This is a genomic window from uncultured Algibacter sp. (assembly GCF_947495925.1).
Classification (GTDB): domain Bacteria; phylum Bacteroidota; class Bacteroidia; order Flavobacteriales; family Flavobacteriaceae; genus Algibacter_E.
Window position 1 is genome coordinate 132,869 of record NZ_CANMAU010000006.1, and the last position, 23,355, is coordinate 156,223.

The window sequence follows — 23,355 nt, forward strand, 5'->3', positions numbered from 1 at the left end:
AAAATTTATGAATCATCACGATATTGTAGCCTCAGAAGGGTTTTATTCTATTTTAACTTTTCTTGGAGGTTCCATAATTTCTCCACAATTAGGGCAACTTCGTTTGTCTTTATCGTTGTAATATTTATCAAATATTTTCGACATGTCTGTTTCAATATTCTCTAAAGTAAAATCTTCTTCATATAATTTAGTTACGCAATTTTCGCAGAACCAAAGCAATGCATCACGCATACCTTCTGGTCTTTTGTATTCTATCACCAATCCAACTGTGTTAGCACCGCGCTGAGGAGAATGTGGTACTTTTGGAGGTAATAAATAAATATCACCTTCTTTTATATGTACATTTTTTGGAGTACCCTTATCAATTATTTTTAAAACAATATCTCCTTCAACCTGATAAAAAAATTCGGGTGTTTCGTTATAATGATAATCCTTTCTATTGTTAGGGCCTCCAACCACCATCACAATAAAATCGCCGTCTTTCCAAACCACTTTATTTCCAACAGGAGGTTTTAATAAATGCCTGTTTTCTTCAATCCAAGCTTTAAAATTTATGGGAGACGTTAAATGACTCATGTTTTAATGTTTTGGGCGTACCCCTTTCGGGTCGGGCTTTACGGGCTACATGGTAGCTGGCTGCAATCCCTCACGCAGTTTACGTTTCTAAAATTAAGTAAAAACTATAAAAGAAAAGCATTCATATCTTATTCTTTCGTTCTATTTTGATCATAAGCACTTCGTTCTACCGCCATCAACAGGAATACTGGTTCCGTTAACATAAGCGGCAGATTCGCTCGCTAAAAACACCATTACATTGGCAAGTTCTTCTGGGGTAGCAAAGCGTTTTATAGGGGTGTAATCTTTCATGATTTGTGTCATTTCCTCAATAGTAGTTTCTTCAAAATCAGCTTTTATTTTTATTATTTCTGTTAGACGTTCTGTTGCTGTAAATCCAGGTAAAACGTTATTAACAGTAATTCCAAATTGAGCCAATTCCAATGATAGGGTCTTACTCCAATTACCAACAGCACCTCTAATGGTATTGCTTACACCCAAGCCTTCAAGTGGTTCCTTAACTGATGTAGAAACAATATTAATAATTCTTCCAAAACCAACTTCCTTCATAAAAGGTGCAGTAGCCTGTGCTAATAGGTGGTTACATTTTAAATGTTGCGTAAATGCGTTTTCAAATTCAGACAATGAGGCGTTCAAAATATTACCTGGTCTTGGTCCTCCAGTATTGTTAACCAAAATATGAAAGCCATGTTCTTTTTCTATAAACTTAATGACTTGCTCATATAGCTCCCTTGGGTTAGAAAAATCAGCAACAATATAGTTATGGTTTCTATGCTGAGGTAATTCTGCTAGCACTGCTTTTAGTTTTTCTCTGTTTCTAGCTACAAGGGTAACATTTACACCTTCTGCAGCCAGTGCTAAAGCAGTAGCTTTACCAATACCTTGAGTGCTTCCGCATACCAAGGCGTTTTTATTATTGAGTTTTAAATCCATATTTATTCATATATTTTTTTTGCTCTGGGACTTAGCCTTTCCATGAGCTTTTCTGGGCTTTTAATACCTGTAAATCCAAATTTAGTATAAAGAGTATGCGCGTCTTTAGTTGCTAGCATCCACTTGTCAACGGTTTTTAAATCAGGAGCATTAAGTATATGGTCAATAAGCAATTTGGAGTAACCCTTACCTTGTTCACTTTCTATAACAAATACATCTAATAGGTATGCAAAAAACACTTTATCGGTCATGACTCGTGCATAAGCTATTTGTTGATTATTTTTAAACAGACCAAAGTTAATGGTGTTTTTCGATGCTTTTTTCTGTTCTTTAAAGGTTCTCGATTCTCCCCAATACGAATTTTTAACAAACTCATATATGAGAGGTAAATCCATATCATTAAAATTTGACGACAAATAAATACCTTTAGTTATTTCAGTCATTAAATTGTATTTATATTTCTAGTGCTTATCTTATTTAATAATTGAAAGGTTTAAATATCTCCTATTTTAAACCTGCAATTCTATCATCTTCAAGAATAGCTTCAGTTTCGAGTTTTATCTTTTTTAAGGTAAGTTTTAAATCATCGTTTAAATTTAAAAATCCATCAGTCAATAGGTTTAAAATAGCTTTATCTTGAGCTCGTCCCTTTAGCATAGCTTCCTTATATCCCATGTTTTCATTAAATGTAACCATGGAATATTTTGATGCGTATTCATTTGGAAATGCTTCCTCTAAAGCCATTTCTAATTTACGTTTTTCTTTGAATATAGGATTGGCCACATGGTCTTTCATTTCATGAAAATTATCAATAGCTAAATCGGCAATGGCATCGGTATCTTTTTTTCTACCCTCTTCGTAGGTTTTAAATACAGTGTCCCAGTGTTCAAGATTTTTATCTAAAACTTTATCGAACTCTACAACATCTTCAAATGACGCATTCATACCTTGCCCATAAAATGGAACAATGGCATGTGCCGCATCCCCCATTAACAGTGTATTTCCTTTATAATGCCAAGGTGAGCATTTTATAGTGCCTAATGGAGCTGTAGGGTTTTTAAAAAAATCATCTAAAAGATTTGGCATTAAGGCCAAAGCATCGGGAAATTCTTTTTGAAAAAATTCCAATACTATATTTTCATCATTAAGATTGTTGAAATTGTACTGGCCCCCGTCATAACTTAAAAATAGGGTTACTGTAAAACTTCCACCTAAGTTGGGTAGTGCAATGAGCATAAAATTGCCACGAGGCCATATATGAAGAGCTTTTTTTTGAAGCCTAAAATCATTGTTTTCTTTAGGAAGAATACTTAATTCTTTGTAGCCATGTGTTAAATAGTTTTGTGAAAAACTGAACAAGAATTTTTTACCCAAATAGTAACTTTTTCGCATTGCAGAACCTGCGCCGTCAGTAGCTATAATAATATCTGCATCTTCAACAAATTCGGTTTTAGTTTTATAATCCTTAAATAGTGCTGTGGTTTTTTCAAAATCAACAGATTTACATTTTTTGTTGAAATATATGTTGATGTTCTTGTGTTTTTCAGCTTCATTTAGAAGTAACGAGTTTAAGTCGCCACGTGAAATTGAATTTATATATTCATGAGGACGACCGCTATAGTTTGATTGAAATGTATTGCCATGTGAGTCATGAATCATACGTCCATGCATGGGGATACAGAGTGGTTTTATTTGGTCTTCTAGTCCAACAAGTTTTATAGCCTTATAACCACGATTGGAGAATGCTAAGTTTATAGAACGTCCGGCACTGATATCAACTTTGCGTAAATCAGGTCGCATTTCGTAAACAGTTACATTATAGCCTCTTTGACCTAATCTTAAAGCTAAGAGACTCCCGCAAAGGCCTGCTCCAATAATAAGTATGTTTTGTTTATTATTCATTTAAAATGACTTTCAGTTTTTCAACAAGACGATAAACATCTTCAAAAGAGTTGTACAAGGGCACGGGGGCACAACGTATAACATTAGGTTCTCTCCAGTCGCTAATTACTCCCTCATTAATTAGTCTGTCATGTAACGTTTTATTGGCATTTTTAACTTGTATAGATAGTTGGCATCCACGCTCATTGACATTACTAGGGGTAATTATTCTTATTGTGTCTTCCCCTAGTTCTCTAAGTAAAAATTCTAAATATCCTGTTAGCTTCTTTGACTTGCTTAATAATTGGTTCATTCCAATTTCATTAAACATGTCTAGTGATGCTTTTATGGCAGCCATAGATAGAATAGGGGGATTGCTTAATTGCCAACCTTCTGCACCTTCCAATTGATCAAATTCATCGCGCATGTTAAATCTTGTTTGTTTATTGTGACTCCACCAGCCCGTAAAACGATTTAAATTTTTACTATATGCATGACGCTCATGAACAAAGCAACCACCTAAACTTCCTGGACCGGCGTTTAAGTATTTGTAAGTGCACCATACTGCGAAATCGGCATCTGAGTTGTGAAGGTTTAATGCAACATTACCTGCGCCGTGAGCACAATCGAACCCCACCAAGCAACCTTGTTTGTGCCCAAGACTTGTTATACGTTTTAAATCAAAAAACTGTCCTGTATAATAATTAACGCCGCCTACCATGATAAGGGCTATTTCTTGTCCTTGTTCTTCAAGAATAGTTTTTAAATCCTCATAACGTAATAACTCTTCACCTTTTCTTGGTTCCCATAAAACGACTCCTTCTCTATCATCAAAACCATGATGGCGAAGTTGAGATTCTACAGCGTATTTATCAGAAGGAAAAGCATCACTTTCTATTAATATTTTATAACGTGTTTTTGTTGGCTTATAAAACGAAACCATCATGAAGTGAAGGTTTGCCGTAAGGGTATTCATAACAACAACTTCAATAGGTTTTGCTCCCACGATTTTAGCCATATTCTCGGTTAAAAATTCATGGTAAGGTAACCAAGGTGTTTTTCCTTGTGTATGACCTTCAACACCTAAATTTGCCCAATCTTCTAATTCTTGATTTATATAAGATTTTGTGCATTTGGGTTGTAACCCTAACGAATTGCCAGTCATGTAAATCCATTCATTACCACCGTTGTCTTTGGGTATATGAAATTGGTTTCTATAAGACTTTAGTACATCTTTTTTGTCTTGTTCTAAAGCGTAATTAATCCCTAATTTATAATCAGACAATGTATATTTTTTTTGGGTTTATAACAAAAATAAGGATTAAAAAATTATAAAGTAGGGCTCTAATACTTACTTTTTAATGAGGAACTTTTTTTGTATATTTAGTGAAATGCCAATACTATGAGTAAGATAAAAGAATATTCGAACGGAGAGACTACCGTGGTTTGGGAGGCTGAAAAGTGTATCCATTCTGCAATTTGTGCAAAAGGACTGCCTAAGGTATTTCGCCCTAGATTGCGCCCGTGGATTAAACTGGATGAAGCAAAAACCGAAGCTATAATCAATCAAGTAAAGCAATGTCCGTCTGGAGCACTACGATTTTATATGAATAATAAAGACGATAAGACTTCTGAAACTTTAGAAACTAAAGTTGAGGTTTTAGAAAATGGACCTTTATTAGTTTATGGGACACTTAAAGTAGTTAATAGGGACGGATCTTCCGAAACAAAAAATAAAACCACCGCTTTTTGTAGATGTGGTGCTTCTGGCAATAAGCCTTATTGTGATGGCGCTCATGTCTCCTCAGAATTTAAAGGCTAGAACAAAAAGATAAAGCGCTTAAACCAATTGATTCAAGCGCTTTAATATATATAGACGCATTACGCGGAAAATAATTACTATACTTTATATACGAGCGCTAGTCTCTTGTTAGGTTTAAATTACAGAAAGGTCTAAAATTTTTAATTTAAAATGACTTTGATATTACTTAAGGTTAAATTCCAATCTGAATCTAACATTTTGTGATCTGAAGCTAGAAGTAACCCATTGTAGTTTTTGTAATTTTCAAACGTATTGGTTAGTGATGGTTCTGGTTGGTTACCTTTTCTGAAAGCCCATTCTTTAATTAAAAAATCATCATTGTAGTAAATATCATAGGCATCACCCGGTGTGTATCCTCCACTATCATTTGAATAAGTTAAAACGATTTTGTTCATGATTACTTGACTTATAGGAGCTTTTTCTATTAATGGTTGAGAGATTGTTGTGTTTTTATCCCAAACCAACTGAAAAGGAATTAATAGCCAAAACTTGTCATTAATAAAATTTTCATCCGCTCTAAATGATAGACTATCAATATTTTTTCTGAAATAATTAATGGTGTCTTTTTCAGTAATAAGTGAAATACTATCGTTTTTAGGCTGCCATACCCAATTTCTTTTTTTGTTAAAGGTAAATTGTATTTTAGAAATATATTGCCAATTCTTAAAACCATGGGCATTGGCTATTTTTTCAGCAATAGACAGTGTGGGGTGAGTTTTAGAATTAGTTTCAGATTTAGGCTTTTCTTTGCACCCAGTTATAAGGGTAAATGCTAAAGTAGTGTAGAATAGTATTTTCATAAATTAGACTTTTTGTAAATATATAACTTGATTATGAGTACTAACAAGAAATATTTTGAGATTAACAAATCCACATGGAATGATAAAGTAAAAGTGCATTCTGAAAGTAATATGTACGATTTAGAGGGTTTTAAAAAAGGGAAGTCATCATTGATGCCTTATGAATTAGAAGCTTTGGGAGATGTGAAGGGGAAGTCGTTATTGCATTTACAATGTCATTTTGGGCAAGATACACTTAGTTTAAGTAGGATGGGAGCCAAATGTGTTGGTGTAGATTTAAGTGATGAGGGAGTGAAATTAGCTAAACGTTTGAATGATGAGTTGAAGCTAGATGCTAATTTTGTTTGTTGTAATGTTTTAGATACGTCTGAATTTGTTAAAGATGAATTTGATATTGTTTATACAAGTTATGGTGTTATAGGGTGGTTGCCTGATTTAAAACCTTGGGGGCAAATGATAGCTGAACGCTTAAAAAAGGGAGGGACGTTTTTTATGGCAGAATTTCATCCTATAGTTTGGATGTTCGATTACTTAGAAGATAAGCCTGTTATGAAATATGGATACATGCAGGACGAGGTTATTTACGAAGAATACGAAGGAACTTATGCTGATGAAAACTCTAGTATGATTAGTAAAGAATATGCATGGAATCATGGGGTAGGTGAAGTGATTTCCGCGTTAACGGAAGCTGGATTGCATATAGAGTATTTAAAAGAGTTTAATGAGAGTCCTTACGATGTATTACCTAATCTAAAACAAAATGAGTCAGGAATGTATGCAACAGATGATAAATTATACCCTTTGATTTTTACTTTAAAGGCTACTAAACTTTAATATTAAATAGGAGAGGATTGATATATTGAATTATAATTTAAGGACTCTAATTTTCTGTAAAAGCTAGGGGCATTATTTAATAAACATCTGAAGCTTTCAAAATAAAATTGTAAATTTGATAATAATATACAACTACTATAACTTTTTAATTATGAAAAAAACACTCTTTTTAACAACGTTGGTCATTACATGTTTTTCAGTAAATGTTTTTAGTCAAGCTAGGAGCGAATTGAATTTTGGACTTATTGGCGTTAATTATGAAATTCCTGTACATAAGGATATTACAATCGCACCTGGGGCAGGTACTAATTTTGATCTTGATTGGTTAACATTAGGAGTCAAAGCAAATTATTATTTTGATAACCTATTTGGTTTAGCTGATGAGGCCTGGGATGTTTATGGTGGATTAGGTGCTGGTTACGCCATTTATAATGGGAATGGTAATAATAGTAGTGATTTTGACTTAGGTCTTCATGTTGGAGGAAGATGGTTTTGGAATGATAAATGGGGTATTTACTTAGAATTTGGTGGTGGCAGTACGCAAGGTGCCACTGGAGGTCTTGGAGTGACTATGAAGCTATAAGAACAATAAGTTTTTTAAAAGTTAATACTTGATTAATGACTTAATGATTAAACAGGAAATTAAACTTGAACCTCAATGTGTTTACAGATTGAGGTTTTTTTAAGATTTTATTTTTTATATCCTAGGTGATGTGAATTTTTATATTGAGTAAAGTTCTGTTTTTCAAGACTACAAATAACTTAAAATGAAACTTCTTTTAATAGTTCTTTAGGGAATTTACTTTTAAATCTGTTTAGGCGTGGAATAGAGACATTCTGGATATATGGATGGTTTGGGTGTCGTTTTTCATAGTTTTGATGATAGTCTTCTGCTACCCAAAATTTTTGAAAAGGATATACTTCTGCAGCAATTTCAACATCCATGGCTTTGGCTAAAGCTACTTTCTTTTTTAAAATGACTTGCTTTTGTTCATCATTTTGATAAAAAATAATGGATCGATATTGAGATCCTCGGTCATTACCCTGCCCATTTATTTGTGTTACATTTTGAGAAGCAAAATATACATCAACTAGGGTTTCAAAACTTACTACATTCGGATCGTAAATAATTTCTACGGCTTCGGCATGTCCTGTTTTACCTGTATTACTAGCGTCATAAGTTGGGTTTTTGGTGTGCCCACCAGAATAGCCTGAAATAGATTCGTCTACTCCTTTTACGCTTTCATAAATAGCTTCTACACACCAAAAGCAACCGCTAGCAAAATAAGCTCTTGCTTTTCCATTTTTTAGTGGTACTTGAATGGGTTTAGCTTGTTTTACTAATTCCTGTGATTTTTTTGATTGCGCAGAGTTTTGACAACTAAAGCAAAGTGCTAATACTATGAGGGGGATAATACGTTTCATATATTTTATTTTTATAATAGACGTTTGAAACTCAGAAACCTTAATTAATTATTCGTCATTTTAACAATTCCGATTGAAGCATTTTGAATTATAGGTTTTACGTTTTGTTATATCTTTGTAAGTTCTGCTGATAGTGGCTAAAATTAAACATTTAAGTTTTTATAGGTTCAATACAATAAACTTTAAGAAAGAATTTGTTCCAATCGCTCTAGCTAACTTTGGCAAGCGTCAAAGCTGGACTAGCCATGGTTGGAACACTTTGTCCATAGAATTAATAAAAAAAGCCTCCAGTTTCCTGAAGGCTCTAAATATTTAATGTTTAAATGGATTAAAGTTTTGAAAACATTTTTTCCATTTTTTCTTTTTGTTCTTCAGCTAAGGCCGCGTCAACTAAAATTCTTCCACTATGCTCGTCTGTAATAACTTTTTTACGAGAGGCAATTTCAACCTGCACTTGTGGTGGAATTGTGAAGAAAGATCCTCCTGAAGCACCTCTTTCAATTGGTACAACAGCTAATCCGTTTTTTACATTAGTTCTTATTCTAGTATAGGCAGAAACTAAGCGTTCTTCAAGTTGTTGCTTGTATTCTTCTGACTTTAAAATTAAAGCTTGTTCTTCTTTTTCAGTTTCAGCTAAAATATCATTAAGCTCACCTTTTTTGTGTTTTAAATGCGTATCACGCTCTTTTACACGTTCTTTAGTTTCAGCAATAACTTCTTTTTTCTGCTCAATTTGAACTTTAAACTCTTTGATGTGCTTTTCTGCTAATTCTATTTCTAATTCTTGAAACTCAATTTCTTTAGTTAAAGAGTTGAATTCTCTGTTGTTTCTAACATTTTGTTGTTGCTCTGCATATTTTTTCATTAAAGCTTTTGATTCCTCAATCAAATTCTTTTTGCTAGCAATATCGTTGTCTATTACCTCTAAATTAGAAACAAGTTTTTCTAATCTTATGTTTAATCCAGCAACTTCATCTTCTAAATCACGAACTTCTAAAGGAAGTTCTCCACGAACATTTCTTATTTCATCTATACGAGAATCGATGAGTTGTAAATCGTATAAAGCTCTTAAGCGCTCTTCGACAGTTACTTCTTTCTTTTTAGCCATACTTTAAAAATACTTAACAGGATTGGTGTTTATCTTTGATAAAATGATTGCAAAATTAGTAATTTTTTTTGTAAGATGTGCAACTAAACCATTTTTTGTGAATTGCTCACTTTCATAATGTCCAATATCTGCCAATAGGATACTATTTTCTGCTGTAAAAAAGTCGTGATACTTTAAATCTGCAGTCACAAATGCATCAGCGCCTACAGCCATAGCGGCTTGAATGGCAAAACTGCCAGAGCCACCTAGTACAGCCACTTTTTTAATCGTTTTATTTAATAATGATGAATGCCTAATACATTCGGTATTCATTTTTACTTTTAAGTGGTTAAGAAAACTCTGTTCGTCCATTGGTTCAGCAAGTTCTCCAATCATTCCCATACCAATATTTTGGTTTTTGTTCTCTAAAGTTGTTACTTCATAAGCGACTTCTTCGTAAGAATGATTTTTAAAAAGTGTATCAAGAACTTTTGATTCTAAATGTTTTTTAAAGGTGATCGTGATTTTAGTTTCTGCTTCAGTATGAATACTGCCTTTTTTACCTTTACTTGGGTTGGATTGTTCGTTACCATTAAAGGTACCGAAACCTTCAATATTAAAACTACAATCGTTGTAATTGCCAATGCTGCCCGCCCCAATTTTAAATAAAGCGGTTCTTAACGTTTCGGCTTCGTCCTTTGGAACATACGTAGTGAGCTTTTTTATGGTTTCGCTTTGCGGAATAAGTATACGTTTTTTGGTTAATAATAACTGATTACAAATCATATCATTCACACCATGAATGGCGTTGTCTAAAGCAGTATGCATACTGTATATGGCGATATCATTTTTTATGGCTTTCATAACTACACGTTCAACATAACTTTTGCCAGTCATTTTTTTTAACCCTTTAAAAATAATAGGGTGGAAGCTTATTATTAAATTGCAGTTTTCTGAAATAGCTTCATCTATTATACCTTCAAGAGTGTCTAAAGTCACCAAAACTCCTGTAATTTTTTGAGTTTTGTCGCCAACTAAAAGGCCAACGTTGTCAAAACCTTCAGCATAAGCTAAAGGGGCAAGTTCTTCTAAATGATTTATAACATCTTGTACAATCATACTTAATTTGTTTGGTTCAAAGATAAAATATTATACTTTCGTTAGGATGAAAATAGTAAGATACATATTATTTCCAATTGTGCCTGTTTACTTTTTAGTAACCTGGTTAAGAAATAAATTATATGATGCTGGAATTAAGGCATCGAAATCATATAACTTTCCCGTAGTTTGTGTAGGTAATTTAAGTGTAGGTGGTACTGGAAAAACGCCGATGATTGAGTACTTAATAAACCTTTTAAAAGATGAATATAAGCTAGCTACCTTGAGTAGAGGTTATAAAAGAAAAACAAAAGGATTTGTACTGGCGAATGAAGTTTCGAGTGTTGATTCTATTGGAGATGAGCCTTTTCAGTTTTATTCAAAATTTAAAGGGAACGTTCTGGTTGCTGTTGATTCTAATAGGCAACATGGAATTAAGTGTTTACAAGATTCTGAACCAGACCTAATTTTATTAGATGATGCTTTTCAACATAGAAAAGTTAAAGCAGGCTTAAATATTTTATTAACAACCTATAACAAACCTTATTATAAAGATATTGTGTTACCCACTGGTGATTTAAGAGAACCTAGAAGTGGAGCAGATCGCGCTAATATTATTGTGGTTACAAAATGCCCGAATAATTTAAGTGATACAGATAAAAGTGAAATAGTAAAATGTATTAAGCCTAAAAACTTTCAAAGCGTGTTTTTTAGTTCTATTGCTTATTCTGAAAGGTTGTTTTCTGTAAAAGAAACGAAATTGTTAAGTGAAATAGCAGATTTTACGTTAGTAACAGGAATAGCAAATGCTTCTCCGTTATTGCAGTTTTTGAAGAAGAAACAATTGAAATTTGAACATTTAAATTTTAAAGATCATCATCATTTTTCTCGAAAAGATATTGATGCTTTAAAAAATAAAGATTTGATTCTTACTACAGAGAAAGATTTTGTGAGATTAAAACAATATGATATCATAAAGGACAAACTATTTTATTTACCTATTACTGTGTCTATGGACGGGGCATTGGGGTTTAATCAAAAAATCAAAGATTTTATTAAGCATTAGCGGAATTACTGCTTTTCGAAGCTAAAGCGTTGTATAGTTTTTTCTCAAACTCTTCTTGTTTGAATGGCTTTGGAATGATGTCAGTAAATCCAGCTTCTTCAAATTCATGCATTTTATCTTCAATAGTAACCGCCGTGAGTGCGAAAATAGTAAGTTCCTTATCAAATGATCTAACAATTTTTGTAGCTTCAATACCGCTGATTCCTGGCATATGAATATCCATTAATATGATATTGTAGTTGTTTGATTTAATCATATCCACCGCATCTTCACCATTGTCAACAATATCGCATTTCAATTCCATTTTAGTTAGAATTTTCTTGGTTATCATTTGGTTAATCTTGTTGTCTTCAACAACTAAAATTTTAACACTTTTCAGGTCTATATCCTCTTTATTTCCATCAAAATAGGCAACTTTATTCTCTTTAGCTTCTTCAACCGTAGTGTGCTCTAAAGGAATTTCAAAGTAAAATGTTGTTCCTTTTTCTAACTCACTTTTTACATAAATTTTACCTTTTAAGATATCAATAAGTCCTTTAACTATAGATAGTCCTAAACCAGTTCCACCATATTTTCGATTGATTTGAATTGATCCTTGAGAAAAACTTTCAAACATATGATCTTGTTTTTCTTGACTAATGCCAATCCCATTATCTTCAACTTCAAATCTTAAGGTGTATAATTTTCCAACTTCTTCAATTTTATAAATACGAATCCAGATATCTCCATCTTTGGTGAATTTTATGGAGTTACCCACAAGATTGATTAAAATCTGGGAGATCTTTAACTGGTCCGCTATAAAGTTTTCTGGTAATTCTTTATCATATTCAAAATGGATATTAACATTATTGTCTTGAGCAGAATTGTTTAAAGCCAAAACAATATTGTTTATCTTTTTCTTAAGATTAAACGGTTCAGGTTCGATATCCACTTTATTTGCTTCAATTTTATTGATTTGAAGGATATCGTTTATAAAGGTTAAGAGGTAGTCTCCAGAAAACTTTAAAGACTTTAGGTGTTGTACTTGTTCAGGCTTTGGGTTTTCTTCCAAAAGCATATTACTTAATCCTGTAACGGCATATAAAGGTGTTCTTAGCTCGTGCGTTACTGTGGATAGGAAATTTGCCTTGGTTTTTGATGCGAGTTCCGCCTTCTCTTTAGCAATAATAAGTTCTCCGTTTTTTTTGTGAAGCATGTTGTTCGTCTTCAAACGGATGTTATTGTTTTTGTATAACGATAAGGTTAAAAGAGATAGTATGGTAATAAGTGCAACACTTAGAATTGAAATTAAAGTACCAAGATTTTTATCATCTTCAGCCTGCTCTAACTTTTCAACAATTTGATTGTTCTTCTCAATTTCTTCGTTCAACAAATATTGAGTTTCTTGGTCTTGAGAAGAATTAATTCTTGTTAAACTTCTAATGGAATCTGACAATTTTAAGTATGAATTTAAATAACTTCTTGAAACCTTAAAGTCTCCAACATTATTATGTAAATTACTAAGAGTCAAGTACCCTTGATTGAGAATATTGTTGAATTTTTTGGCTTTTGCAATTTGTAGTCCTTCTTCTCCAACAGCAAGCGCTTTTTCGTTATTACCTAGTTTATTATAAACTATAGCGTGATTAATTAACGCTTCACTTTGTATTTTGAAGTAATCATATGTTTTTGCAATAGCCAAAGATTGTTCAATAACATCTCTAGCTTTATTGAAATTTTTTAATTCTATATAAGTTTGGCCTTCACGTAACAATGTTTCTGCTAACTCTTCGTTTAATTCTTCCTCTTCAAATTTAGATTTAGCGGCTCGATAAGAGTCTAAAGCCGAATAATAATCATCTTTAGCTAAATATACATCTCCAAATGTTTTATAGGAACTTCCTAAGTTTGCATTATCATTAATAATTCTTTGTATTTCAATGGCCTTATTTAATGATTTTATAGCCTTATCTTCTTCTTCAATTATAAGTTGAATACGTCCTTTTAAGGCATGTATAATACCGAGACTTTTCTTATTATCTGCTTTTAAGGCTAGTTCTAATGCCTCATCAAGTTTCTTTTGAGCATTAAAATAGTTATAATTCTCAAGCTCAAATTGTGATTGAGTAATACGGTAGTTGATATTATTTTGCGCTATTTCAGGGTCATCCGCCATCGATTTTTGGGCGTATAGACTCATACTAAAAAGCAATATAATAATATATATGTAATGTTTCGTTCGGGACATAATCAATTAATAGTACCGACAAATATAATTATTTTATCGATTAAAGACACTTTTTTTCCGATAAATTGCATAAAAGATCAATTATTCGTTGAGAATAGCCCGTTTCATTATCGTACCAACCGACTATTTTAACCATGTTTCCAATAACAGAGGTCATTTGAGAGTCGAAAATACAAGAATGTGAATTTCCAACTACATCAATGGATACAATTGGATCTTCAGTATATTCAATTATTCCTTTATATTGATTTTTAGCAGCTTCTTTAAAGGTGTTATTTATATCTTTAATAGAAACCTGTCTTTTAACATTAAACGTAATGTCTGTTAAAGAGCCATTAATTACAGGGACTCTAATACCACAACCTCCAATAACTTCAGATAGCTTGGGGAAGATTTTAGTTAATGCTTTGGCGGCTCCCGTAGTTGTAGGAACGATTGACTGACTAGCAGCTCTAGAACGTCTTAAATCGTGATGTGGTTGATCGTGTAAACTTTGGTCTGTTGTATAAGAATGCACAGTTGTAATATAAGCTTGATTAATGCCGCAAAGTTTATTAATAACATCAATCATTGGGGCCGCATTGTTCGTGGTGCAAGACGCATTTGAAATGATAGTCTCAGAACCGTCAATACTTGCATCATTTACGCCCAATACAATGGTTTTAATATCATCTTCAATAGGAGGAACACTTAAAACAACATGTTTTGCCCCGTTTTTCAGATGATAATTCAATTCTGTACTTGTTTTGAATTTCCCCGAACATTCTATGACAAAATGAGCTTTAAAAGGAGACCAATCAATAGATTTTGGATGATTTTCATTTAAAAGAGGAATCTTAACGTTGTTTACAATGATATGATTTTGGTCTGAAGATATAGAGCCGTTGAAAATACCGTGTACGCTATCGTACTTTAGTAAATGACTTAATGTTTTTGCGTTTGCTAAATCGTTTATGGCAACGACTTGAAATTTTTCATACTCTTGTAGAAGCCTAAAAACGCGTCGTCCTATTCTACCAAAACCATTGATAGCAACATTAATCATGATTAGTTTATATGTTTTTGAGCTTTATATGAAGACCTGACCAAAGCACTACTTTCAACGTGACGAAAACCTAAATTTAGTCCAATTTCTTCGTATTCTTTAAACTGATCTGGAGTAATAAATTGTTTAACAGGTAAATGTTTTTTACTTGGTTGTAGATATTGACCAATGGTGACCACATCAACATCATTAGATTTTAGATCATGTAATGTTTGAATAACTTCTTCTCTAGTCTCTCCTAAGCCTAACATAATTCCAGATTTAGTTCTACGTTGTCCTTGTTGTTTTAAGTATTTCAAAACGCCCATACTGCGATCATATTGAGCTTGTATTCTTACTTCTCGAGTTAAACGGCGAACAGTTTCAATATTATGTGAAACTACTTCAGGAGCTACATCGACAATGCGATCTATATGTTTTTCAATACCTTGAAAATCTGGAATAAGTGTTTCAAGGGTTGTATTAGGGTTCATACGTCTTACGGCTTTTACTGTTTCAGACCACATAATACTCCCCATATCTTTTAAATCATCTCTATCCACACTCGTTATAACAGCATGTTTTATGCTCATAATTTTAATTGAACGGGCTACTTTTTCAGGTTCATCCCAGTTTACTGTTTCCGGTCTACCTGTTTTTACACCACAAAATCCGCATGAGCGGGTACAAATATTCCCTAAAATCATAAAAGTAGCAGTACCTTCTCCCCAGCATTCACCCATATTTGGGCAACTACCTGAAGTACATATGGTATTTAGCTTGTATTTATCAACTAAACCTCTTAGTTCAGTGTACTTTTTACCAGTAGGAAGCTTAACACGAAGCCATTTTGGCTTTGCTTGACGTTCTGGTAATATATTGGAATTAGTATCTGTGTTCATGGTCATAAAATATGGAACGCAAAGATACGAAGTATTCTTTTAAATTATCTTAAAGCGTGGTAAGATACCAAAGGCTAAATCCTATTAAAAAAATAATACCAGAAATGCTCAAAACATGTAGTGATTTAGATGGGTGCCAAGCTTTAGGTGTATGTTTTCCTGAAATCAGGATATAGTTTATAATGGCATAAAATGGTGCGGTTACAAAAGATAAAATGGTAGCGACTTTAATTAAAAAACCCATTTCTGAAACGAAAAATAAAAACACACAAATAGTTCCTATTGAAAGTAAAGCGATCCAGAAAGTGTAATTAAGTTTGGTGCTTTTATTAAAAAGTAATTGAGATGTTTTTTTCATTGCTCTTGGAGAGGCGTCTAGTGTTGTAAGCGTTGTGCTAAACATGGTTGTAAAAGCAGCAATTCCAATAATAACGTGTGCCCAATGTCCTAGATTTGTAGTGTACATTTTAATTAATTGTCCTGAAAATACCGTAGCTGAATTACTGAAAGTCTCTCCCGAATTAAATAGGATTAAGGTGCCTAAAAGCACAAAGCATATACCCAAAGCGATAGTTCCAATATAGCCTACATTAAAATCAAAAATAGCAGACTCAGTATTGTATTTCTTATTATTTTTTTGTTTTTCAATAGACCATAAAGATTGCCATACTGCAATATCTAAAGGCCCTGGCATCCAACCCATAAATGCAATTAAGAATGTTATTTCTAAGCTGTTCTTTGGTAAAACTTGGTTGAATGAAAGCGATGATGTATTTTTTAGCATAGCAATGATTACAGCGGTTATTGTACTTATTGTAAGTGTAATGATAATGATCTTCATAAGCCTATCCAGAAGCTTATACTTACCAAAAATTAAAATAACTAGGCATGTAATAAGAATAATTATGGTCCAACCTTTTAAACTTATAAAATCTCCAAAAATAGATGAGGCTAAACCAGCAGTAACTATAGTGACTGCGGTTTGAATAGTAAACATAGTTGCTAGACTTATTAAAAAATAAGCAACTAGTACACCCTTGCCTAATTTTTTATAACCATCCAATAAACTTTCCCCGGTTGCAGTAGAGTAGCGTGGACCAAATTGAAAAAAAGGGTATTTAAAAAGATTTACAAGTAAAAGAGCCCAAATTAAACCTAACCCAAAATCGGCTCCAGCCCGTGTAGATTGTACTAAATGCGATACCCCGATACAAGCACCAGCAAATATTAACCCAGGACCAAGGTTTTTAAGTTTATTAAGCATTTATTTTTCTCGTATAATTTCGGCAAGTAGTTTTTTTGCGCGTAGTAATTTCACCTTAATATTATTCATGGGTTGATCAAGCTTCTTAGAAATTTCTTTATAACTTAATTCCTGAAAATATCTCAAGTTTATAATTTCTTGATAATGAGGTTTTAACTTTTTAATATCCCGAAGCAGTTTTGCCAAGTGTTGCTCTGTAATAAGTTTGTCTTCTGGCGATGGCGATTCATCTATAACTTGAAAAACTTCTTGATTGTCATTTGACAAGACTTGCGAAATAGAATTTTTTTCTTTTCTTAATAAATCAATATGGATATTCTTAGATATAGAAATTAACCAAGTTTTAAACTTATATCTTTCGTCAAAGGTCTCAATTTTGTCAAATGCTTTTGAGAAGGTTTGGATGGTAATATCTTCTGCATCATTTTCATTTTGAGTACGTTTTAATTGAAAACCATAAACACTATCCCAATATATATCTAATAAATAATTAAATGCTTTTTGATCATTTTTTTTGGCACGTTTAATAGCATTATCTATTTCCAATGGTTGGGTTTTGAAATTAGGTTGTTTATAAAGATAGTTAATTGCGCAATAATTAAAAAGATTTCTAAGATGGGAAGGAAAAATAAAAGGTCTTTTTCGTTTAGTTTTTTTGTAGAAGCTCCAAAAATAAAAAATTGAAGAATTAATCGAAATAGAAAAAGACAAAGCACCATTTTCCAACTAAAGGCAGCTATAAGAAGAATAATTGCTAATAGCCAAAATAGTAAGTTTGAGCTGTAAAGCAAACTAAGTAAAACTTTATGTTTCGGTTTATAGTGCTTTGCAGTTGATATATGCCGTCTTTTTTGCTTAAACCAAGCTGTAAAAGTTGTTTTTGGTTTTGATTCAGTAAACGTTTTTTTCGATAAGCTAATTGCAGTATTTTCTGGAGTTGCAACCTGATTAACAAATAAATCGTCATCACCAGAACGTACCTTAATATGACTTATAAAACCATTGGCTTTAAAAAAATCTTTTTTGGTGTAGGCCAAATTTCTTCCAACGCCCATATATGGAAACCCAGATAGCGCAAAGGAAAAGTAATTTATGGCAGTGACTAAAGTTTCAAACCGAATAAGCTTGTTTAAAAACGATCGCTTTACTTTGGAGTATGCCCCATATCCTAAAACAATTCCTATGTTTTCATCAAAATGAGCAGTCATTTCTTTTATCCAATACTTTGATAGAGGCTTACAATCTGCATCGGTAAATAAAAGGTAATCATGTGATGAAGCTTTGATTCCTAATGTTAGTGCATATTTTTTGTTTCCCCAGAATGCTTCAATACTTTTAACATCAACAACTTTAATGTTTTTATGAAGACTTGCATAATGTTTAATAACCTCTAAGGTATTATCGCTAGAAGAGTCGTTTATAAGAACTATTTCAAATTCTTCATAATTCTGGTTAATTATTGAGGGAATAAAAGCTTTTAAATTGTCAGCTTCATTTTTAGCGCATATAATAACTGAAACTGGATAGTTTTTTGGAACTGTTTTTTTTGGTTTTGAGAATGCGAATCGGGAAAAGAAAACAGAATAAAAAACAACTTGAACAACAACTACAACAACAAATGTGTAGAAAACGACATCAAGAACCCCCATAAATTTATTTAAGAATGTTGAGGTTCATTGCAATCACTAAACTGGTCTGGGGTTTTACCACAAAAACCGCAAGCCTCTCCTTCAGTATTCAACATAGGATTTTGACTGGCACATGTGCCAGCAAATTCACCATCTTTTTTAGCCCAAATTTTAATTGCAATACCTGCAATGCCAATACCTAAGAGTATAATAGTGATTAAAAGAAGTTTCATTTAAATGTTATTATTTATGCAAAGATATGATTTTAGATAATTGTTTTAGTAATAAATAAGTCAAAAATAACGTGACTTTTGGAGCCCTTTGGGTCTTATTGATGAATTATTCGTACATTTAAATACTAACTAATTAAAAAATTTCACATTATGAAAAAATTATTTGCAGAGTTTTTTGGAACTTTTTGGCTTGTTTTTGGAGGTTGTGGTAGTGCTGTTTTTGCAGCAGGTTACCCAGATTTAGGGATTGGTTTTGTAGGTGTTTCTTTAGCTTTTGGATTGACTGTTTTAACAATGGCTTATGCTGTTGGGCATATTTCAGGAGGACACTTTAACCCCGCAGTCTCATTCGGCCTTTGGGCGGGTGGTAAGTTTGAAGCTAAAGATTTATTGGGTTACATTGTGGCGCAATTAATTGGCGCTTTTGTTGCGGCTGGAGCTTTGTATTTAATTATTACGAATAAATCTGATTTTGTAACAATTGGAGGGTTTGCTGCAAATGGTTATGCAGATTTGTCCCCAGATGGATATTCAATGATGGCTGCGTTAATCGCAGAGTTCTTATTAACCATGTTTTTTTTATTAATTATATTAGGTAGTACTAATGAAAGAGCTCCAAAGGGTTTTGCTCCAATAGCTATTGGATTAGGGTTGACTTTAATCCATTTAATAAGTATTCCAATAACTAATACTTCCGTAAATCCAGCTAGATCAACAAGTCAGGCCCTATTTGCAGGAGGAGAATTTATAAGTCAATTGTGGTTGTTTTGGTTAGCCCCAATAGCTGGTGCTATTGTTGCTGGTTTTATTCATAAAACTTTGTTTGATAAAGAATAATTGATTTGAAAGTAGACCGAAAAAAGCCTCGTTTATTTAATAAACGAGGCTTCACTTTTTTAGTTCAATGGATTTTATTGTAAACTAATTTGTGCTACAGAGTTTTCAACAGAAGCAATACTGTTTCCGCCTTTAGGTTCTATAGTAATACTTAATGCTAGTGCATCTTCCATGTAAGGAATATTTCTTAATTTTCTATCTGCTTTATCTAAAACACCTAGGTTTACCATTTTTCCTTGCAATTCGGCCCATATTTGGTAACATTGCTCTTCTGGTAATTCAGGTAAAGAGACTACATCAATCATTGATGTTTTTTCTTTGGCATTAATATAAGCAACGGTTTTTAAATCTTTTGCTCTCTCATTTCCTTTAATAATATACTTCTCAGTCTCAGGATTATTAAGCTTTAAAAGCTGTCTCATGACTTTATCAAGCATCTTATTGTTTTGATCAATATCACTTCTTAAATCATAAATTTCTTCAACAACTACTTGGTTTTCTTCAGATAGTTTTTGATTTTGATTGTAAAAAGAATAAGACGTACCGGCAAAAATTAATGCAGCAACACTAGCGGCAACACTATATTTATACCATTTTTTGTATGTCTTTTTGGAACTGTTTAATGCAATAACCGGTTTTTCATCAAGTTCATCTAAAATATTATTTAAGATGTGCTTTGGTGCTTCAATAGCATTACTTTTTGCAACAACTTCTAGGTTGAATTGCAATGTATTGTATGCATTTTGAACGTCTGGGTATTTTGAAATGTAAGATTCAACCATTTCTGTTTCGGCAGAGGTGGTATCACCTAAAAGATATTTTTCTAATAGGCCAGAACTTAAAAAAGTATTTATTTTCTCATTCATGACTTTGTTATTTAAGGATTATAGATTTTTTTTAATTCTCTTAACCCAATTTTTAATCTCGATTTTATTGTTCCCAATGGGATATCTAATTCATCGCTAGCTTCTTGCTGCGTCATACCCTCAAAAAAGAGAGCATTAATAACTATTTGATATTTTTCATCTAAAGACTTTAGATGTTTTTTAATATCAAGAACATCCTGATTTATTTCGTTGGACGTTATCTTATATACGGCTGCTGTCTCAATCTGGACTTCATTGCTGCTTTTATTTTTTTGTGATCTAACTTTGTCAATAGCAGTGTTATACGCTATTCTATAGAGCCAAGTAAACAATTTTGCTTTACTGGAATCATATTTTTTAGCATAGCGCCATATTTTAACAAAGGTTTCTTGAAGTACATCTTGTGCGGTGTCTTCATCAGAAATTATTTTTTGAATGACCCCATATAAAGAATCAGCATAATACTCATAAAGCAAATTAATAGCTCTTTTATCGCTATTTTCAAGTAAACCTACTATTTCCTTTTCTATTGCTGTAACCAATGCGATGGTGTCTTAAATTAGTTTAGATAATTTGAATTACTAAATTCAAAGTTAGAAATTTCTTTTTGATTATATAATGTTTACTTCAGCTTCAATAGTAATGCCAAAAAGACGTTTAATTGTTTTTTGAATCAATTTGGAAAGATTTACAATGTCGGAACCACATGCACCACCATAGTTTACAAGCACTAAAGCCTGCTTTTTATGAACACCGTAATTGCCAAATGTTTTTCCTTTAAAACCAGATTTTTCAATAAGCCATCCAGCAGGAACTTTAACATTTTCCTCAGATACAGGGTAGCTTGGTATATCTTTGAAGTTTTTACTTAATGCGTTGAACTGCTTCTTTGGGATAACAGGGTTTTTAAAGAAGCTACCGCTATTACCAATTTCTTTTGGATCGGGTAATTTGCTATTTCGAATTCGTATTACTGCGTCTGATATATCTGCTATAGAAGGCTCATTTATGCCTCTGTTTTCAAGTTCAGAAGCTATTGTGCCATAATTAATGTTTAATTTATGATTACTTTTTGTTAATTTAAAAGTAACATTGGTGATGATGAATTTTCCTTTCGCATGCTGTTTGAAAATAGAATTTCTATACCCAAATTGACAATCTGATTTTGTGAATTTGTGTAGTTTTTTGGAATCTATAGATATCGCTTCGCAAGATTCAAAAACGTCTTTTAATTCAACACCATAAGCTCCAATATTTTGAATAGGTGCAGTACCAACATTCCCAGGAATTAATGATAAATTTTCAATACCACCAAAATTATTATGGATGCACCAAAGTACAAAGTCATGCCAGTTTTCACCTGCATTACTCTTAACAAAAACAAAGTTTTCATCTTCTGAAATAACTTCAATGCCCTTTATTTTATTAATAATAACTAAACCATCGAAGTCTTTTGTAAGAAGTATGTTGCTACCTCCTCCAAGAATAAGTTTTTTTGGGTGTTCGGTTAAAGATAAAACAGATTTTAAATCGTTAAGACTTTCAACAGAAACAAAATGTTTGGCTTTAACATCAATGCCAAAGGTGTTATACGGTTTTAACGAAATATTTTGATGAATATGCACTAGTCCTTATAAATCTTTAGGGCTTCTTTTAAAATGTTTACGGCTTTAATCAAGCTTTCTTTATTAAGTACGTAAGCAATCCTTATTTGGTTTAAACCTACTCCCGGAGTTGAATAAAAACCGCCGGCAGGAGCTACCATTATAGTTTCGTTATTTAAATCAAAACTTTCTAAAAGCCATTGAGCAAAAACATCTGTGTTTTTTACAGGAAGCTCTACCATACAATAAAAAGCGCCTTGAGGTATTGCAACTTTTATACCTTCTATCTTTTTTAGCTCATTAACTAAGGTGTTTCTACGCTCAACGTACTCATCAATAACATTATCAAAATAGCTTTGAGGTGTTTCTAGAGCAGCCTCACTAGCTATTTGCGCATAGGTAGGAGGACTTAGTCTTGCCTGCGCATATTTTAATATGGTTTGGATTAATGCCGTGTTTTTAGAAACTAGGCAACCAACACGAGCACCACACATACTATAACGTTTAGAAACAGAATCAATTATAACAGCATGCTCTTCAATACCATTAACTTGCATGATTGAATAATGAGAATTGCCATCATAAACAAATTCTCTATATACCTCATCAGCTACAAGGAATAAATCATGTTTTATGGCCAATTTAGCAAGCTGTTCTATTTCTTCTTTCGAATATAAATACCCTGTTGGATTATTAGGGTTACATATAAGAATAGCCTTTGTTTTTGGTGTTATCAATTTTTCAAAAGCTTCAAAAGCGGGTAGGGCAAAATTATTGTCTATATTAGATATTACCGGAACAACATTAATACCTGATACCATGGAGAAAGCACTATAATTAGCATAAAAGGGTTCAGGGATTATAACTTCGTCATCAGAATCCATAATGCTACTAAACAGAAAAAGTAATGCTTCACTAGCTCCTGTGGTGACTATAATATCTTCATAAGATACGTTAATGTTTGCATTTTTATAATAATTGGCTAGTTTAACCCTATAGGCTTCTGAACCTTCAGATTTAGAATATGATAAAATATTAATATTATTTTCCTTGACTGCTTTAAGTGCAACGTCTGGAGTTTTAATATCTGGTTGCCCTATATTTAAATGGTATATACTTTTTCCTCTCTCAATAGCCTGCTCAGCATATGGGGCCAATTTTCTAATAGGGGAAGAAGGCATTACACGTCCTTTTTTGGATATAGAAGGCATTAATTATAAGTTTAGTTGCAAAGTTGAGGAATTTATC

The 23,355-nt window shown here is 32.6% G+C and carries 25 protein-coding genes; 5 read left to right on the forward strand and 20 right to left on the reverse strand.

Going from position 1 to position 23,355, the window contains the following annotated elements; genetic code table 11:
• Positions 1–42: 42 nt before the first annotated feature.
• The 5 genes from Q0857_RS13500 to kynU form a co-directional block, all read right to left on the reverse strand.
• Positions 43–576: a 3-hydroxyanthranilate 3,4-dioxygenase gene (locus Q0857_RS13500; RefSeq protein ID WP_298536164.1), complete on the reverse strand. Its 534-nt coding sequence runs from the start codon at positions 574–576 to the stop codon at positions 43–45.
• Between the two features lie 150 nt (positions 577–726).
• Complete coding sequence (locus tag Q0857_RS13505) at positions 727–1,509, reverse strand: SDR family oxidoreductase (protein WP_298536166.1); 783 nt, start codon at positions 1,507–1,509, stop codon at positions 727–729.
• A gap of 2 nt (positions 1,510–1,511) precedes the next feature.
• Complete coding sequence (locus Q0857_RS13510) at positions 1,512–1,952, reverse strand: GNAT family N-acetyltransferase (RefSeq protein WP_298536168.1); 441 nt, start codon at positions 1,950–1,952, stop codon at positions 1,512–1,514.
• 61 nt (positions 1,953–2,013) lie between these two features.
• Positions 2,014–3,411, reverse strand: coding sequence for an NAD(P)/FAD-dependent oxidoreductase (locus Q0857_RS13515; RefSeq protein ID WP_298536170.1), 1,398 nt, complete (start codon positions 3,409–3,411; stop codon positions 2,014–2,016).
• Positions 3,404–4,675, reverse strand: coding sequence for a kynureninase (gene kynU, locus Q0857_RS13520; protein ID WP_298536172.1), 1,272 nt, complete (start codon positions 4,673–4,675; stop codon positions 3,404–3,406). The genes Q0857_RS13515 and kynU overlap by 8 nt, the downstream gene beginning before the upstream one ends.
• Positions 4,676–4,792: 117 nt before the next feature.
• On the opposite strand from kynU, the gene Q0857_RS13525 reads away from it, so the two are divergent.
• Positions 4,793–5,212 (forward strand): (4Fe-4S)-binding protein, encoded by a 420-nt coding sequence (locus tag Q0857_RS13525; RefSeq protein ID WP_298536173.1) that lies wholly within the window; start codon positions 4,793–4,795, stop codon positions 5,210–5,212.
• A gap of 140 nt (positions 5,213–5,352) precedes the next feature.
• On the opposite strand, the gene Q0857_RS13530 is transcribed toward Q0857_RS13525, so the two are convergent.
• Positions 5,353–6,012: a hypothetical protein gene (locus Q0857_RS13530; protein ID WP_298536175.1), complete on the reverse strand. Its 660-nt coding sequence runs from the start codon at positions 6,010–6,012 to the stop codon at positions 5,353–5,355.
• A 33-nt stretch (positions 6,013–6,045) separates the two neighbouring features.
• Here Q0857_RS13530 and Q0857_RS13535 point away from each other — a divergent pair, with 33 nt between their 5' ends.
• Positions 6,046–6,846: a bifunctional 2-polyprenyl-6-hydroxyphenol methylase/3-demethylubiquinol 3-O-methyltransferase UbiG gene (locus Q0857_RS13535; protein ID WP_298536177.1), complete on the forward strand. Its 801-nt coding sequence runs from the start codon at positions 6,046–6,048 to the stop codon at positions 6,844–6,846.
• Positions 6,847–6,997: 151 nt separating this feature from the next.
• Complete coding sequence (locus Q0857_RS13540) at positions 6,998–7,429, forward strand: hypothetical protein (RefSeq protein ID WP_298536179.1); 432 nt, start codon at positions 6,998–7,000, stop codon at positions 7,427–7,429.
• 179 nt (positions 7,430–7,608) lie between these two features.
• Here Q0857_RS13540 and msrA read toward each other — a convergent pair whose 3' ends face one another.
• The 3 genes from msrA to Q0857_RS13555 all read right to left on the reverse strand — a co-directional run bounded on the left by msrA (position 7,609) and on the right by Q0857_RS13555 (position 10,477).
• Positions 7,609–8,271 carry a peptide-methionine (S)-S-oxide reductase MsrA gene (gene msrA / locus Q0857_RS13545; protein ID WP_298536181.1) on the reverse strand — a complete coding sequence of 221 codons (663 nt, stop codon included), beginning with the start codon at positions 8,269–8,271 and terminating at the stop codon, positions 7,609–7,611.
• Positions 8,272–8,599: 328 nt separating this feature from the next.
• Entirely contained in the window at positions 8,600–9,379 is a 780-nt protein-coding gene (locus Q0857_RS13550) for a C4-type zinc ribbon domain-containing protein (protein ID WP_298536183.1), read from the reverse strand.
• A 3-nt stretch (positions 9,380–9,382) separates the two neighbouring features.
• A complete protein-coding gene (locus Q0857_RS13555) occupies positions 9,383–10,477 on the reverse strand; it encodes a Nif3-like dinuclear metal center hexameric protein (protein WP_298536185.1) in 1,095 nt (364 codons plus the stop codon).
• 46 nt (positions 10,478–10,523) lie between these two features.
• Here Q0857_RS13555 and lpxK point away from each other — a divergent pair, with 46 nt between their 5' ends.
• On the forward strand, positions 10,524–11,522 hold the full coding sequence (gene lpxK, locus Q0857_RS13560; RefSeq protein WP_298536187.1) for a tetraacyldisaccharide 4'-kinase: 999 nt from the start codon (positions 10,524–10,526) through the stop codon (positions 11,520–11,522).
• Here the strand turns inward: lpxK and Q0857_RS13565 are convergent.
• The 7 genes from Q0857_RS13565 to Q0857_RS13595 form a co-directional block, all read right to left on the reverse strand.
• Positions 11,512–13,701, reverse strand: coding sequence for an ATP-binding protein (locus tag Q0857_RS13565; protein ID WP_298536189.1), 2,190 nt, complete (start codon positions 13,699–13,701; stop codon positions 11,512–11,514). The two genes, lpxK and Q0857_RS13565, sit on opposite strands and share 11 nt — an antisense overlap.
• Before the next feature lie 88 nt (positions 13,702–13,789).
• Positions 13,790–14,794, reverse strand: coding sequence for a type I glyceraldehyde-3-phosphate dehydrogenase (gene gap / locus Q0857_RS13570; protein ID WP_298536191.1), 1,005 nt, complete (start codon positions 14,792–14,794; stop codon positions 13,790–13,792).
• A gap of 2 nt (positions 14,795–14,796) precedes the next feature.
• Positions 14,797–15,675, reverse strand: coding sequence for a lipoyl synthase (gene lipA, locus Q0857_RS13575; protein WP_298536193.1), 879 nt, complete (start codon positions 15,673–15,675; stop codon positions 14,797–14,799).
• Positions 15,676–15,724: 49 nt separating this feature from the next.
• Positions 15,725–16,939 carry an Nramp family divalent metal transporter gene (locus tag Q0857_RS13580; protein WP_298536195.1) on the reverse strand — a complete coding sequence of 405 codons (1,215 nt, stop codon included), beginning with the start codon at positions 16,937–16,939 and terminating at the stop codon, positions 15,725–15,727.
• Positions 16,940–17,485, reverse strand: a complete 546-nt coding sequence (locus tag Q0857_RS13585) for a sigma-70 family RNA polymerase sigma factor (protein ID WP_298536197.1) — start codon at positions 17,483–17,485, stop codon at positions 16,940–16,942. It abuts the gene before it with no gap.
• Complete coding sequence (locus Q0857_RS13590) at positions 17,476–18,588, reverse strand: glycosyltransferase (RefSeq protein ID WP_298536199.1); 1,113 nt, start codon at positions 18,586–18,588, stop codon at positions 17,476–17,478. The genes Q0857_RS13585 and Q0857_RS13590 overlap by 10 nt, the downstream gene beginning before the upstream one ends.
• A gap of 8 nt (positions 18,589–18,596) precedes the next feature.
• Positions 18,597–18,800, reverse strand: coding sequence for a membrane or secreted protein (locus Q0857_RS13595; protein WP_298536201.1), 204 nt, complete (start codon positions 18,798–18,800; stop codon positions 18,597–18,599).
• A gap of 147 nt (positions 18,801–18,947) precedes the next feature.
• Here Q0857_RS13595 and aqpZ point away from each other — a divergent pair, with 147 nt between their 5' ends.
• A complete protein-coding gene (gene aqpZ / locus Q0857_RS13600) occupies positions 18,948–19,637 on the forward strand; it encodes an aquaporin Z (protein WP_298536756.1) in 690 nt (229 codons plus the stop codon).
• A 74-nt stretch (positions 19,638–19,711) separates the two neighbouring features.
• Here aqpZ and Q0857_RS13605 read toward each other — a convergent pair whose 3' ends face one another.
• From Q0857_RS13605 to Q0857_RS13620, 4 genes are all read right to left on the reverse strand, one after another.
• Positions 19,712–20,503 carry an anti-sigma factor gene (locus Q0857_RS13605; protein WP_298536203.1) on the reverse strand — a complete coding sequence of 264 codons (792 nt, stop codon included), beginning with the start codon at positions 20,501–20,503 and terminating at the stop codon, positions 19,712–19,714.
• A gap of 11 nt (positions 20,504–20,514) precedes the next feature.
• A complete protein-coding gene (locus tag Q0857_RS13610; RefSeq protein WP_298536205.1) occupies positions 20,515–21,045 on the reverse strand; it encodes a sigma-70 family RNA polymerase sigma factor in 531 nt (176 codons plus the stop codon).
• 69 nt (positions 21,046–21,114) lie between these two features.
• Positions 21,115–22,128 carry a UDP-N-acetylmuramate dehydrogenase gene (gene murB, locus Q0857_RS13615; RefSeq protein ID WP_298536207.1) on the reverse strand — a complete coding sequence of 338 codons (1,014 nt, stop codon included), beginning with the start codon at positions 22,126–22,128 and terminating at the stop codon, positions 21,115–21,117.
• Positions 22,128–23,318: a pyridoxal phosphate-dependent aminotransferase gene (locus Q0857_RS13620; protein WP_298536209.1), complete on the reverse strand. Its 1,191-nt coding sequence runs from the start codon at positions 23,316–23,318 to the stop codon at positions 22,128–22,130. The genes murB and Q0857_RS13620 overlap by 1 nt, the downstream gene beginning before the upstream one ends.
• Positions 23,319–23,355 lie beyond the last annotated feature (37 nt).

What these genes read in the sequence shown, in the direction of transcription:
- Q0857_RS13565 (WP_298536189.1), bottom strand. Translation starts at nt 13,701, where the DNA reads ATGAGTCTATACGCCCAAAAATCGATGGCGGATGACCCTGAAATAGCG.
- Q0857_RS13605 (WP_298536203.1), bottom strand. Translation starts at nt 20,503, where the DNA reads ATGAATGAGAAAATAAATACTTTTTTAAGTTCTGGCCTATTAGAAAAA.
- Q0857_RS13590 (WP_298536199.1), bottom strand. Translation starts at nt 18,588, where the DNA reads ATGGGGGTTCTTGATGTCGTTTTCTACACATTTGTTGTTGTAGTTGTT.
- Q0857_RS13500 (WP_298536164.1), bottom strand. Translation starts at nt 576, where the DNA reads ATGAGTCATTTAACGTCTCCCATAAATTTTAAAGCTTGGATTGAAGAA.
- Q0857_RS13530 (WP_298536175.1), bottom strand. Translation starts at nt 6,012, where the DNA reads ATGAAAATACTATTCTACACTACTTTAGCATTTACCCTTATAACTGGG.
- lipA (WP_298536193.1), bottom strand. Translation starts at nt 15,675, where the DNA reads ATGAACACAGATACTAATTCCAATATATTACCAGAACGTCAAGCAAAG.
- Q0857_RS13535 (WP_298536177.1), top strand. Translation starts at nt 6,046, where the DNA reads ATGAGTACTAACAAGAAATATTTTGAGATTAACAAATCCACATGGAAT.
- Q0857_RS13620 (WP_298536209.1), bottom strand. Translation starts at nt 23,318, where the DNA reads ATGCCTTCTATATCCAAAAAAGGACGTGTAATGCCTTCTTCCCCTATT.
- Q0857_RS13540 (WP_298536179.1), top strand. Translation starts at nt 6,998, where the DNA reads ATGAAAAAAACACTCTTTTTAACAACGTTGGTCATTACATGTTTTTCA.
- Q0857_RS13525 (WP_298536173.1), top strand. Translation starts at nt 4,793, where the DNA reads ATGAGTAAGATAAAAGAATATTCGAACGGAGAGACTACCGTGGTTTGG.
- msrA (WP_298536181.1), bottom strand. Translation starts at nt 8,271, where the DNA reads ATGAAACGTATTATCCCCCTCATAGTATTAGCACTTTGCTTTAGTTGT.
- lpxK (WP_298536187.1), top strand. Translation starts at nt 10,524, where the DNA reads ATGAAAATAGTAAGATACATATTATTTCCAATTGTGCCTGTTTACTTT.
- Q0857_RS13550 (WP_298536183.1), bottom strand. Translation starts at nt 9,379, where the DNA reads ATGGCTAAAAAGAAAGAAGTAACTGTCGAAGAGCGCTTAAGAGCTTTA.
- Q0857_RS13515 (WP_298536170.1), bottom strand. Translation starts at nt 3,411, where the DNA reads ATGAATAATAAACAAAACATACTTATTATTGGAGCAGGCCTTTGCGGG.
- Q0857_RS13505 (WP_298536166.1), bottom strand. Translation starts at nt 1,509, where the DNA reads ATGGATTTAAAACTCAATAATAAAAACGCCTTGGTATGCGGAAGCACT.
- Q0857_RS13580 (WP_298536195.1), bottom strand. Translation starts at nt 16,939, where the DNA reads ATGCTTAATAAACTTAAAAACCTTGGTCCTGGGTTAATATTTGCTGGT.
- gap (WP_298536191.1), bottom strand. Translation starts at nt 14,794, where the DNA reads ATGATTAATGTTGCTATCAATGGTTTTGGTAGAATAGGACGACGCGTT.
- Q0857_RS13595 (WP_298536201.1), bottom strand. Translation starts at nt 18,800, where the DNA reads ATGAAACTTCTTTTAATCACTATTATACTCTTAGGTATTGGCATTGCA.
- Q0857_RS13555 (WP_298536185.1), bottom strand. Translation starts at nt 10,477, where the DNA reads ATGATTGTACAAGATGTTATAAATCATTTAGAAGAACTTGCCCCTTTA.
- Q0857_RS13510 (WP_298536168.1), bottom strand. Translation starts at nt 1,952, where the DNA reads ATGACTGAAATAACTAAAGGTATTTATTTGTCGTCAAATTTTAATGAT.